Below are 12,657 nucleotides of genomic sequence, written 5' to 3'. Positions count from 1 at the left end.
TTTTGCGCAATTTTGCCTATGCTTATTGTTTTCCCTCTAGTGGTCCATTGTTATACACAGTCTTAATAAACATGAAAAGCCAACTTTAAATGAAAGCCTGAACTTTATGCGGAATTTTTGAACAAACAAAAAGCATAAAAAATGAAAAACTTAGGTGAAGTTAATATAAGTGCAGACATTCGGCAGATGTTTTACCTAGGTTTTATCCTCACTGGTTCAGCCAATAGAATTTTGAAGCTGGACTGACAGGAGCAGGCAGGGAAATAGCAGAAAATTTTTATCCGATATTAAAAAATGAATATCAGGGAATCAAAAGCGAACCGAAGCTCGCTTTAAACTGACTTTATTTCTTAGAAGAAACCGGCAGGCTTGGTCGAATAGCTCACCAGCAGGTTTTTGGTTTGCTGATAGTGGTCCAGCATCATTTTGTGGTTCTCACGGCCAATACCGGATTTTTTATAGCCACCAAATGCCGCATGTGCAGGGTAGATGTGATAACAGTTGGTCCAGACCCGACCGGCCTGAATGGCACGACCGGCACGGTAAGAGGTATGCGCAGAACGCGACCAGACCCCGGCACCGAGTCCGTAAATCGTATCATTGGCGATCTTGATCGCATCATCGAAGTCTTTAAAGGTGGTCACAGCCAGGACAGGCCCGAAGATTTCTTCCTGGAAGGTCTTCATGTCATTGGTGCCTTTAAAGATGGTCGGTTCAATATAGAAACCTTGACCCACTTCCTGACGTGCTTCACCACCGGTGAGGATTTGTGCGCCTTCTTCACGGCCAGTGGCAATACAGCCCAGAATCTTGTCCTGCTGTTCTTGTGAGGCTTGCGCGCCAATCATGGTGTTAGTATCTAGTGGATGACCGGTTTTAATGCGTTGCACCCGTTCTACTGCACGCGCCAGAAATTCATCGGCAATGCTTTCCTGCACCAGGGCACGGGAAGGGCAGGTACAGATTTCACCCTGATTCAGGGCGAACATGGCAAAGCCTTCCAGCGCTTTATCCAGATAGTCATCTTCCTGATCCATGATGTCGGCAAAGAACAGATTCGGTGACTTACCACCAAGCTCGAGGGTCACCGGAATAATGTTTTCGGTGGCATATTGCATGATCAGCTGACCCACTGCGGTCGAGCCGGTAAAGGCAATCTTGGCAATACGGGGATTGGTCGCCAGTGGACGACCCACCTCAACCCCATAGCCATTGACGATATTCAACACGCCCGGTGGCAAAATGTCCTGAATCAGTTCAGCCAGCACCAGAATACTGACCGGAGTCTGTTCCGCAGGTTTCAGCACAATGCAGTTACCCGCAGCCAGGGCAGGTGCCAGTTTCCATGCAGCCATCAGAATCGGGAAATTCCACGGGATAATCTGGCCCACCACACCCAACGGCTCATGAAAATGATAAGCAATAGTATCTTCGTCGATTTCGGAAATGCCACCTTCCTGGGCACGAATACAGCCGGCAAAATAACGGAAATGGTCAATGGCCAGTGGAATATCGGCAGCCAGTGTTTCACGAATGGGCTTACCATTGTCCCAGGTTTCTGCCACAGCCAGCATTTCCAGATTTTGTTCCAGACGATCTGCAATTTTCAGCAGGATATTGGAGCGGGTGGTCGGCGATGACCGGTTCCATTGCTCTTTGGCTTTATGCGCTGCATCAAGCGCCAACTCAATGTCTTCTACAGAGGAACGCGGCACTTTGGTAAAGACCTTGCCATCTACCGGAGAGATGTTGTCAAAGTATTCGCCTTTGACCGGAGCGACCCATTCGCCGCCAATGAAATTATCGTATTGTGCTTTAAATTGAATTTTTGAACCGTCAGTATTGGGATCTGCATAACGCATAATCTATTCCTTTATATGATTGTTAGTGGTGCAGGCTGAGCGCATTTTGCTGATCAAAAAATATAGGCGCTTCTGCATTCAGCTCTACTATAAAGAGGGAACAAGACGGACGGTTGTTTGTTTACAGGCTTGCTACAAAAGACAATATTTGGAGACAAGCGTTAGAGAAATAAAAGCTATAAATTCTCAATTCTTAAATTTAAAAACAATGAGTTATGGAAGTTTAAAAATGTCGAAAGATTGGCATATTTTCAATGTGTCTGCTTACATTCACACCATAGTGCGGGTTTTACCAGACAGCCAAAATGGAGAAACGAATGAAATTTTCATTTCTCCTCGCTGCTTTATTTAAAGTGTTTAAAGGCCTTGGTCATGCAGCCACTGAAACAGCTGCTGATAAACCTGCTCACGTACTGATTTCTCTGAAAGTACCAGATCATGTAAACCGTTCTGAATACTCAGAACCGTGACATCACCTTTGATTTTTTTGGCATATTTCTGAATGTCTTTAATGCCTAAAATCACATCACTGCTCTGTGCCGCTTTGCCCCATTTTTTAGGATTGAGCGTTTGGTGCGAATGCATGACCAGTACCGGAATATCAATCTGAACACCGCGATGAATTTCCTTTTGTGCCTCATGAACGGCACGAACAAAACTGATCCTTACTCTAGGGTAGCGGGTCTTTTTCCAGTCCAGATTGAAGTCCCATTCTCCTTTTAAGTCCTTGTGCAGACTGGCGGTATACCACTTGTTTAACTCACTTGGAAATTTAAGATTCGGGAAGATTTTAGCCAGCCTGCTTAGCTGAGGAAGACCCAGCGCGCGTTTGATCGGGTTCATGTTGAAGTCATAAAATGGACTATTGACCCAAAGCGCTTTGATTAAGGGGTGCTGCGGATGGTGCGCTGCATATAAGGTCGTAATCAGACCACCGGTAGAATGACCACAGAGCAGGGCAGCATCGTGGCCCTCTGCTGCCATAATGTCGAGCGCCTGGGTAATTTCTGCATCATATTCAGACAGATCATGCACGTTATAATATTTTTGATGGGGCAGAATCGAACGGCCGTATTTTCTCAAATCCAGCGCATAAAAATCAAAGCCTTGCTGATTAAAACGCTCTGCCATTTCAGTCTGAAAAAAATAGTCAATAAATCCGTGAATATATAAAACTGCTTTGGATGTAGGTTGTGCCGCTTTTTTACGGATCAGCGTGGCGACTACCTTGCCTTCATAATCGTCGGGAAAGTTCAAGGTCGCTTGCTCATAACCTGTCCCTAGGATATCGGGCTGATAAAGGGGCTGTAGTTCACTCATTGTTATACTCATCGTTTTCTTGAAATTATACTTTATCCTTGATGAGCTGCAGTTTTTTGTCAAACGGAACTTGCTGCTCACTTGAATTAATAATACCAATACCGGTTCATTTTAAAATCAGCCCCGAACCTATGCGGGAAAATGAGTGTTATCAGATTATAAAATCCTGCTAAAAGTATTATCAATTTACTAAATGACCTAACCGCTCAGAATCAGGCTAAGCTATATAAAATAAGCAAAGTGATGTGATTGTTTTGGCAGGATTGCCGAAAATTGATTAGATGAGTTAAAGAATGCCCAGAGAAAATTTGAACAGTAAGCGCCCCTTATATATTCCTTATGCTGGAAATACTCTGTTAGAACTCCCTTTACTCAATAAAGGCTCTGCATTTTCTGAAGAAGAGCGCAGAAGTTTTAATTTACATGGCTTGATTCCTCATGTTACCGAAACGATTGAGGAACAAAGTCAGCGTTCTTATCAGCAATATAGTGCGTTTAACAGTGATATTAACAAGCATATTTATCTGCGAAATATCCAGGATACCAATGAGACCCTGTTTTACCATCTGATTGAACATCATCTTAGCGAGATGATGCCGATTATTTATACTCCAACAGTAGGTGAGGCATGTCAGCACTTTTCTGATATTTATCGCCGTCACCGCGGGATTTTTATTTCCTATCCGGACCGCGACCAGATCGACCAGATTATTCACAATATCAGTAAAAGAAATGTGAAAGTTATTGTCATTACGGACGGTGAGCGCATTCTGGGTCTTGGAGATCAGGGCATTGGCGGCATGGGGATTCCCATTGGCAAACTGGCGCTCTACACCGCATGTGGCGGGATCAGTCCGGCTTATACCTTGCCTATTACCCTCGATGTCGGCACCAATAATCAGCTACTGTTGAGTGACCCGATTTATATGGGCTGGCGCCAACCGCGGATCAGCGGCGATGAATATTATGCTTTTGTCGAGACCGTGATTCAGGCGATTCAACAGCGTTGGCCTGATGCCTTGATCCAGTTTGAAGACTTTGCCCAGAAAAATGCCATGCCTTTGCTGGAAAAATACCGTGATCGGATCTGCTGTTTTAATGATGATATCCAAGGCACCGCTGCGGTGTCTGTCGGTAGTCTGATTGCTGCTTCGCGTGCAGCAGGCAAGCAGCTTAAAGATCAGGTCGTTGCATTCCTAGGAGCAGGTTCGGCCGGTTGCGGGATTGCAGAACAGATCATTAAGCAAATGGTGGCTGAAGGCTTGAGTGATGCTGAAGCGCGTGCACGCATATTTATGGTCGACCGCTTTGGTCTGATCACTGAAAATCAGCCGAATTTACTGAACTTCCAGCGTAAACTGGCACAGCCGCTTGAAAATGTAGAAAACTGGGCAGATGCCGAACGCATGATTTCTCTGCTGGATGTAGTCAAGCGCGCCAAACCGACGGTACTGATTGGAGTGTCAGGACAGCCCGGTTTATTCACTCAGGAAGTGATTGAAGCCATGGCTGAAAACAGTATGCAACCGATTATTTTCCCCCTGTCGAATCCGACCTCCCAAGTAGAAGCCGTGCCGGCAGATATTTTGCAATGGACCCAGGGCAGGGCACTGATTGCGACGGGCAGCCCATTTGCTCCCGTGAATTATCAGGGTCAGATCCATCATATTTCCCAGTGTAATAATTCTTATATTTTTCCGGGTATAGGTTTGGGAGTGATTGCTTCGGGTGCCAAGCGTGTGACAGATAATATGTTGATAGCTTCCAGTAATGCTTTGGCCGATTGTTCACCAAAACTGCAAGATCCTCAGGCAGATTTACTGCCAAGTCTGGATAGTTTGCAGACTATTTCAAAGCAGATTGCATTAAAAGTAGCGCTTGCTGCGATTGAAGACGGGGTAGCACCGAAAGTCAGTGTGGAAAGCTTACAGCAGGCAATTGAGCGTAATTTCTGGACGCCAAAATACCGTGATTATAAGCGAAGCACCTTTTAATGAGGTCAAATAAATTTTGCTGTGCTAGCCTGAGTTTATTTGATGCCCAAGCAAGAATAGGATTGTTTGATTAATCAGGAAATAATCGTGCATTACTATTTTAAATAGCATTTAAAGCCTCTTCTTGTTTCCGCAAGAAGGGGCTTCCTTGAAAATTTTTTAATGTTTGAAAAATGTGGATGAAAGAGTTCGAATATAAAAATAACCCTCATAAAAAAGATCAGGGCCTTACAGCTGAAGCAGGCAAAGTAGACTGCAACCTCAGACTTCCACTTAAAAAGATAAAGACAATTTTATTAGAGGCTTAAGGGTTCGGGTGTAAATGAGAGAAGAGAAGTATTAACGGACAACTTTGTTTTTAGTTATAATTTTTCCAAATATGAATCAAGTATAGAATAAGGCTACTTCCATTGAATTTATTTAAAAAAAATATTTTTGAAAATATTAAAAAACTGGACCAGAAAAAACAAAAAAAAATAGCTGTGGCTCAGGAATTACACAAGATGTTTATTCACTCCCCAAGCAAATTTATCTTAGATAGTATGGCTTTGTTCACGCAGTCCAAATCCTTTGAAGCCAATTCTGTCTTGGGAAACTCCAGATTAAACCAACTCGGCTTACACCGTTTTCGGGTGCAGTTTGCTGCACAAATGGCAGCCCAACGCAGATCAAAGTTAGCGAAGTTCATTCATCCCGCAGACGTTGAAAATTTTCAAAAAAACGGGTTTATATTCAGAGAAAACTTTTTAGCTGCAGAAGAGTTTTCGCAATTAAAACAGGAATTATTGACCACGCCTCTGGACACACGGGAAACCTTACAGGGGGACACGGTAACACGCCGTATGGCATTGGATGGCAAAACCTTGAAGCACATGCCGGTAACCCGACAATTCCTGCATTCAGCGAAATGGAGAAACCTGCTGAATTATGTGGCCAGCTTTAAAGTTCAGCCCATCTCTTATCTGCAAGTCATCTTTTCGCATGTCAGAAAAGCCAAAGCGGATCCGCAAACGAATTTACACAGTGATACTTTTCACCCTAGTGCAAAAGCCTGGTTATTTCTAGAAGATGTCGCTGCAGATGAAGGTCCGTTTGTGTATGTACCCGGCTCGCATCTGTTAAATCCTACACGATTGAACTGGGAGCAGCAGAAATCTGAAGCAATCACAGCAAAAACTGACGTGATGACCCGCCGAGGCTCTTTTCGAGTCTCTGAAAGTGAAATACTGGAATTAGGCTATGTAAAACCGCAAGCTTTTGCTGTAAAAGCAAATACCCTGGTGATTGCAGATACCTATGGTTTTCATGCCAGAGCAAAGAGTCTCAAACCTTCAGTCAGGATTGAGCTATGGGCCTATGCACGTCGAAATCCATTTATGCCCTGGTTGGGGGGTGATCCACTTTCCTTGCCCTTTCTGAAGTCAAATTTAGTGCCTTTATATTGGGCAGGTCTGGACTTTATGGAAAAGAAATTCCAGCGCAATAATCCCTGGAAGAAAGTGGGTAATAAGCGTGCCACTGATCCTGCCGTTCTCACCAGTAAATAAGTAGGGTTGAGTGTCAGTTAGAGCATGCATAGGGGAGGGTACTAAGCACTCCTGATTGCTCTGGAAATAAAGCCGATCTGTTATTCAATCTGGCCTTCTACAACTTAAGTATGGTGAGAGATATTTTCAGGAGTTTAACTTTCTTCTGCCTATTGATCGCTGTATGATAGTGAAAATTTTACATAAAAAATTTACAAGTAATAATAATGGAATCACAGTCACAGATGCCCTTAAAAAAACTCCCGCGGCTTAAAGCTCGAGGTGGTTTACAAGTGATGTATGCATCTATACGTGCATTATTGCTTCGGGAGTTACAAACCCGCTTTGGTCAATACCGTTTGGGATATTTATGGGTCTTTCTCGAGCCTCTGCTGACCATCGGGATTATGGTGGTGCTGTTTGGTACGCTCATGCAGAGGACCTTGCCGGGTATGGATTATCCGGTTTTTTTGATTAACGGCATTATTCCATTCTTTATGTTCAGGACAGGGGTTACCCTGGCGATCAGTGCCACCGAATCCAACCGGGGATTATTCAGCTACCGTCCGGTCAAACCGATCGATGCCTTACTGGCACGAAATGTTCTTGAATTTCTGCTTAAATTTACTGCTTATGTTGCATTTACCACGGCGTTTGTGTGGTTTGGTTACAGTATCAGTTTTGAACATATTCCTGAGCTTTTAGGCTACTGGGTGCTGTTATTTCTATTCATGACGGCATGTAGCCTGATTTTTATCGTGATTGGTGATTTTTCCAGGGAACTGAACAAGTTTCTTTCGGTGTTCTTTTTAATTCTTTATTTCCTGTCCGGGATTTTATATTCCATCCATATTGTTCCAGTCGAATATCGTGAATATTTACTCTATAACCCGTTGATTCATATCTTCGAATTAATGCGCCATGCGGTTGCGCCGACTTATAGTTTAGTGCCCGGAATCAGTTTGAGTTACTTTGTCATATGGATCATTGTCTCCTTATTCATCGGATTATTACTATATAAACGCTTTGAACGCCATATGGTGAAATCAAAATGATTGAATTAAAAAATCTAACAAAATCATACGCCACACCCAAAGGACGGCATTATGTGTTTAAAGATTTAAATGCAGTTTTACCGGAAAATAAAAGCGTGGCCCTGTTGGGGAAAAACGGTGCGGGCAAGAGTACCTTGCTGCGTGTGATTGGCGGAATTGACTACGCAGATTCGGGCAAGGTAATCACCAATAAAACCATTTCCTGGCCGGTGGCATTGTCCGGGGGGTTTCAGGGCAGCCTGACTGCCCGGCAAAATGTACGCTTTGTGGCCAGACTTTATGTGAGTAATCATGATGAAGTTGAACATGTAGTCAAATTCGTTGAAGAGTTTGCCGAAATTGGTAAATACTTCGATATGCCGATGAAAAGCTATTCAAGCGGCATGCGCGGCCGGATCGGTTTCGGTTTAAGCATGGCGTTTAATTTTGATTATTATCTGCTGGATGAAGCCGGTGCGGTCGGGGATGCTTCTTTTCGCAAGAAAAGTCAGGCTTTGCTGGATGAACTCAAAGAAAACTCAAATATTATTATGGTCTCTCATGACTTGAAAGATTTAACCCGTAATTGTGATGTCGCCTTTCTGGTGCGAGATGGCCAGGCGGAATATTTTGATAATGTGCAAGATGCAGTAGAGGTCTATAAAGCGTATGCAAGCTAAAATAAATAAGCGACTCTGGGTTGCCTATACCTGCTGTGTCCTGATCCCGGTGGTGATCATTGTCATTTATCTGTTCGCCTTTGCCAAAGACCGTTACCAGTCTTCTTCCATCGTCCTGGTAAAGCAGGTCGCTGATACCCCGGTGGCAGATGCCTCAGGAATCGGTGCTTTGCTGGGCATGCCCAATACCAGCCGTGAAGATTCACAGATTCTCAAAGAGTACATTACTTCGCGCGACATGATTGAGAAGCTGGATCAGACCCTGAATTTGCGTGAAGAATTTTCATCCGTCCATGACCCGATCTTTGCCTTGCCCAAGGATGCACCGATTGAAGATCTGGTGAAATACTTTAATAAGATGATCAAGGTTGAACTGGATGAAAAAACCATGATGCTGCATGTGCATGATCAGGGTTTTTCACCAGAATTTTCACTGAAACTGAATCAGGCACTACTAAAGCAGAGTGATGCTTTCATTAATGAAATCTCGCAAGCCATCGCGGAAGAACAGCAGGTCTTTGCCCAGCAACAGTATAGCGATGCCGCTACACAACTAGATCAGGCACGTCAGGCCGTCCTTCAATATCAAAATGAGAATGAAATTTTCGATCCTGAATTACAGGCCAAAGCGGTAGCGACACTGATTGCAGGTCTGCAAAGTAGCCTGGCGCAACTGAAAACCGAAGAGCGCACCTTGCTGAGTTACCTGACCCCGGAAGCCGCCCAGGTGATCGCTGTACGTAGCCAGATTGCCGCCTTGCAACAGCAGATCAATACCGAAAATGCCAAACTGACTTCACCGAATAATTTAAAGCTGAATAAAAATGTTGCCGATTTTGAGGCACTCAAAGCACAAGTCGAATTTGCAGCGGATCTTTATAAAATTTCCCTAGTTTCTTTGGAAAAAGCGCGTTTGGAAGCCTCACGTAAACTGAAGAAGCTGATCGTGATTTCCACCCCGCGTTTGGCGCAGGAAGCTTTATATCCACGCAAAGTGTATATCAGCCTGACCTCATTTCTGTTATTGAATATCATTTTTGGTATTGGCTTGCTGATCCATTCCATTATCCGTGAGCACAGGGAATAAATTATGAAAAAAATTGCTTTATTATCAGTTTTATCATTGGCATGTGCGGCACAAACCTATGCATTGGATTCCAGCCTGCTGCCTACTGAAATCTCTCAGGATTTGAATAGTCTAAATCTGGCGCCAGCCAGTACCAATAATAATACGCTGCTGAATAGTCAATCGATCGTTGAGCTTTCTCCCGGTAGCTCGATGAAATACCCGACAGTAAACCGGATGTTTGGTTCGCAGCTCTTTAAGGGGGCTTTTGCCTCTACGGCAGGCTCGACGTTTAATAGCAGTTATCAGATTAATCCAGGCGACAATATCAATTTGCGTCTATGGGGCGCCTATCAGTTTAATGGCACACAAACCGTCGATCCCCAAGGCAATATTTTTATTCCCAATGTAGGCCCGGTCAGGGTTGCCGGTGTTCGAAACGGTAATCTGCAATCGGTAGTTGAAGCACAGGTACGGCGTATTTATGTCTCGAATGTAGGCGTATATGCAGCGCTGGAACAAGCCCAGCCAGTCAAAGTCATGGTTACCGGCTTTGTCAATCAGCCCGGGAATTATGGTGGTGTGTCCAATGATAGCGTGATTGCTTACCTGGACCGTGCTGGCGGAGTAGATCCGGAACGTGGCAGTTATATCAATATCAAGGTGCTGCGCAATGGCCGGACCGTGCAGCAGGTCGACTTGTATGATTTCCTGTTACAAGGCCAGATTCAGCCTTTTTCCTTTCGCGATGGTGATGTGATTGTGGTAGGACAGCGGACCCATACCTTCAATGTTTCGGGTGAAGTCTATAACCAGAATGATTTTGAGTTTAATTCTCCAGCCATCACACTGGCTCAGGCCCTGACTTTTGCCAAACTCAAACCGGGCGCGACCAATGTCAGCATTCAGCGTCGGCAGGGTACAGAATACCGCAGTGAATATTATTCGCTGAGTCAGGCACCGAATATCACGGTTGAAGATGGTGATGTGGTTACAGTAACAGCTGACCGCTATGCAGGCACTATTCAGGTACGGATTGACGGTGCACATAATGGTGCCCATGCCATTGTATTGCCCTATGGTGCCAGACTCGGAGATGTGCTGGTACAACTGCAGCCTAATGCTTTGGCTGAAGTCGAGTCCTTACAGCTTTACCGTGCCTCTGTGGCCACACGACAAAAAGAGATGCTGAATGTTGCCCTGGACAAGCTGGAGGAAACCACCTTCAATGCCCGCTCCAGTACCCAGGAAGAAGCCACCTTACGCTTGCGTGATGCAGAACTGGTCAAGCAGTTCATCGTCAAAGCACGTCAGGTGCAGCCTAAAGGACAGGTGGTTCTCAATCCGGATTCTTTTCAGAATGTGATCCTGGAACAGGGCGATATCCTCTATATTCCGGAAAAAACCTCGGTCATCATGGTACATGGCGAAGTTGCTTTCCCGAACGGGATTGAATACAGTAACGGACTGAATGCCAGGGATTATATCGAGCAGGTGGGCGGTTTTAGCCAGAAATCGAATAAATCCAAAGTGATTGTGATCCGGCAGAATGGTAGAGCAGAGCTGGTCAGTAAAACTGCAAAAATCCAGCAGGGCGACGAGATTCTAGTGCTGCCGAAAGCCCAGACCAAAGGTATCGAGATGACGCGTGGGATCACCCAGGTGATCTATCAGATTGCAGTGGCTGCCAAAGTCGCGTTGGATCTTTAATGATTAGCCTGCCTCTAAAACTGGAGACAGGCTGAGCAATTCAAATATTAAACATAATAATTTTAAAGTGTATAAAAATGTCAAACTGGTCAGTAGTCGTAACAGTAAAAGCAGATCCAGAATTAATAGATGTGTTTATTCAGCATTATCTTAAGCTGGGTGCATCTGAAATGTTTATCTATCTGGATGATCCTGCTGATCGGTATATCCAGGATCTCTATTCTGATAATAGTCAAATAGATATACAGGTATGTGATGAGGCTTTCTGGAATATTGATTATAAATTTAAAAATCTGGACTTCGTGGGTAGGCCGGATGGGGTAGAAGACAGACAAAGTCATAATGTAATACATGCCCTGACCAAAACCAAGGTGAAATGGTTAGCATGTGTAGATATTGATGAGTTTATCTATTCTGAAAGAAAGATCAGCAGAATTCTGGATAGCATACCTGATAATATTTTTTCACTGCGGATTAAGCCTTTTGAAGCGATCTATCTCAATCATGCACCTCTAACCTATCAAGACGTATTCGCAACCCCATATTTTAAGCATCATACCAAACGTAGTGATGTATTTTTCTGGAATGAAGTTTATCCTGAGGGTCTGATACATAAGGCAGGATTGTTTGGTCACGTATCAGGTAAATGCTTTTTCCGGGCAGATGAGCCACTCAAATGGCCTGGCTTACATAATTTTAATCCCATCGATATTACATTGAAAACAAATTATATTGTCGAGGATTTTAAGCTATTACATTTTGAGGCATTGACCATTCATTTTTTTATACAAAAGACCTTGAATCGTATAAATAAGAATTTTAATGTCAAATATCTGGATGGACCGTCAGTCAGAAGACTGGAAAATCTCAAAGACCGCTATAATAAAGATGGAGAAAAGGGCCTGTCAGATGCATATAAATTAATGCATGTGATTGATAGTGAGAATTTAAAAAAAGGCTGTGATTTGTATCTAATCGATAGGATCGATATGCATACAGTGGGAAATTTTGATAAAAGAATATTGATCACGACCCATCATACAGCGCTTGTCTATAATGATTTAACAGAACAATGTGAACTTGCTGCACTTTCTGAAGAGTTAGAGCCTCATCTCAGTTTTGTGCAGGTGGCTTATGATTTTGATCAGAAAGTCTGCTATTTGTTTGTAGAAAAATTTAATAACGTTATATATTTATATACCGACAAGAGAGGACGCTTAGTCGCTTATCCTTTTAAGAAGGCAATGTTTTTTAAACTGGAATTGCATGACATCATTAATTATCAAATAAGTATAGCCTATGAGAATGGTCAGTATTTTACTGCGACCCCGAAGGGTGAGTTCAAGTTGGGTGCAAAAGAGGTTAAAGCATGGGAGATCTTTAATATAAGGTTAATTTAAAGTTATTTAAAAAGAATATAATAAAAATAAATGTATCTAAAAAAATAAAAATTATTAAATCAGAG

The 12,657-nt window shown here is 43.4% G+C and carries 9 protein-coding genes; 7 read left to right on the top strand and 2 right to left on the bottom strand.

Annotated features, from left to right (window positions below):
- Positions 1-350 precede the first annotated feature (350 nt).
- Positions 351-1,862, bottom strand: coding sequence for an aldehyde dehydrogenase family protein (locus VXQ11_RS10410; RefSeq protein WP_416705969.1), 1,512 nt, complete (start codon positions 1,860-1,862; stop codon positions 351-353).
- Positions 1,863-2,219: 357 nt separating this feature from the next.
- Positions 2,220-3,182: an alpha/beta hydrolase gene (locus VXQ11_RS10405; RefSeq protein WP_416705968.1), complete on the bottom strand. Its 963-nt coding sequence runs from the start codon at positions 3,180-3,182 to the stop codon at positions 2,220-2,222.
- A 293-nt stretch (positions 3,183-3,475) separates the two neighbouring features.
- On the opposite strand from VXQ11_RS10405, the gene VXQ11_RS10400 reads away from it, so the two are divergent.
- The 7 genes from VXQ11_RS10400 to VXQ11_RS10370 all read left to right on the top strand — a co-directional run bounded on the left by VXQ11_RS10400 (position 3,476) and on the right by VXQ11_RS10370 (position 12,592).
- On the top strand, positions 3,476-5,176 hold the full coding sequence (locus tag VXQ11_RS10400; protein ID WP_416680985.1) for an NAD-dependent malic enzyme: 1,701 nt from the start codon (positions 3,476-3,478) through the stop codon (positions 5,174-5,176).
- A 503-nt stretch (positions 5,177-5,679) separates the two neighbouring features.
- A complete protein-coding gene (locus VXQ11_RS10395; protein ID WP_416705966.1) occupies positions 5,680-6,723 on the top strand; it encodes a phytanoyl-CoA dioxygenase family protein in 1,044 nt (347 codons plus the stop codon).
- Between the two features lie 206 nt (positions 6,724-6,929).
- The gene (locus tag VXQ11_RS10390) at positions 6,930-7,757 is read left to right on the top strand and encodes an ABC transporter permease (protein WP_064101696.1); all 828 of its coding nucleotides are present in this window, start codon (positions 6,930-6,932) and stop codon (positions 7,755-7,757) included.
- The gene (locus VXQ11_RS10385; RefSeq protein WP_064101697.1) at positions 7,754-8,416 is read left to right on the top strand and encodes an ABC transporter ATP-binding protein; all 663 of its coding nucleotides are present in this window, start codon (positions 7,754-7,756) and stop codon (positions 8,414-8,416) included. The genes VXQ11_RS10390 and VXQ11_RS10385 overlap by 4 nt, the downstream gene beginning before the upstream one ends.
- Positions 8,406-9,503: a capsule biosynthesis protein gene (locus tag VXQ11_RS10380; protein WP_416705965.1), complete on the top strand. Its 1,098-nt coding sequence runs from the start codon at positions 8,406-8,408 to the stop codon at positions 9,501-9,503. Before VXQ11_RS10385 ends, VXQ11_RS10380 begins: the two co-directional genes overlap by 11 nt.
- Before the next feature lie 3 nt (positions 9,504-9,506).
- Positions 9,507-11,192, top strand: a complete 1,686-nt coding sequence (locus VXQ11_RS10375; RefSeq protein WP_064096921.1) for a polysaccharide biosynthesis/export family protein — start codon at positions 9,507-9,509, stop codon at positions 11,190-11,192.
- A gap of 77 nt (positions 11,193-11,269) precedes the next feature.
- The gene (locus tag VXQ11_RS10370) at positions 11,270-12,592 is read left to right on the top strand and encodes a glycosyltransferase family 2 protein (protein ID WP_416705964.1); all 1,323 of its coding nucleotides are present in this window, start codon (positions 11,270-11,272) and stop codon (positions 12,590-12,592) included.
- The last annotated feature ends 65 nt before the right edge of the window (positions 12,593-12,657 follow it).

It is taken from the genome of Acinetobacter sp. 197 (assembly GCF_048148385.1).
Lineage (GTDB): Bacteria > Pseudomonadota > Gammaproteobacteria > Pseudomonadales > Moraxellaceae > Acinetobacter > Acinetobacter pecorum.
Note: the sequence above shows the minus strand (reverse complement) of the source record. Positions and strands in the feature narration are given on the sequence as shown.

What these genes read in the sequence shown, in the direction of transcription:
- VXQ11_RS10370 (WP_416705964.1), top strand. Translation starts at nt 11,270, where the DNA reads ATGTCAAACTGGTCAGTAGTCGTAACAGTAAAAGCAGATCCAGAATTA.
- VXQ11_RS10410 (WP_416705969.1), bottom strand. Translation starts at nt 1,862, where the DNA reads ATGCGTTATGCAGATCCCAATACTGACGGTTCAAAAATTCAATTTAAA.
- VXQ11_RS10405 (WP_416705968.1), bottom strand. Translation starts at nt 3,182, where the DNA reads ATGAGTGAACTACAGCCCCTTTATCAGCCCGATATCCTAGGGACAGGT.
- VXQ11_RS10375 (WP_064096921.1), top strand. Translation starts at nt 9,507, where the DNA reads ATGAAAAAAATTGCTTTATTATCAGTTTTATCATTGGCATGTGCGGCA.
- VXQ11_RS10380 (WP_416705965.1), top strand. Translation starts at nt 8,406, where the DNA reads ATGCAAGCTAAAATAAATAAGCGACTCTGGGTTGCCTATACCTGCTGT.
- VXQ11_RS10395 (WP_416705966.1), top strand. Translation starts at nt 5,680, where the DNA reads ATGTTTATTCACTCCCCAAGCAAATTTATCTTAGATAGTATGGCTTTG.
- VXQ11_RS10385 (WP_064101697.1), top strand. Translation starts at nt 7,754, where the DNA reads ATGATTGAATTAAAAAATCTAACAAAATCATACGCCACACCCAAAGGA.
- VXQ11_RS10390 (WP_064101696.1), top strand. Translation starts at nt 6,930, where the DNA reads ATGGAATCACAGTCACAGATGCCCTTAAAAAAACTCCCGCGGCTTAAA.
- VXQ11_RS10400 (WP_416680985.1), top strand. Translation starts at nt 3,476, where the DNA reads ATGCCCAGAGAAAATTTGAACAGTAAGCGCCCCTTATATATTCCTTAT.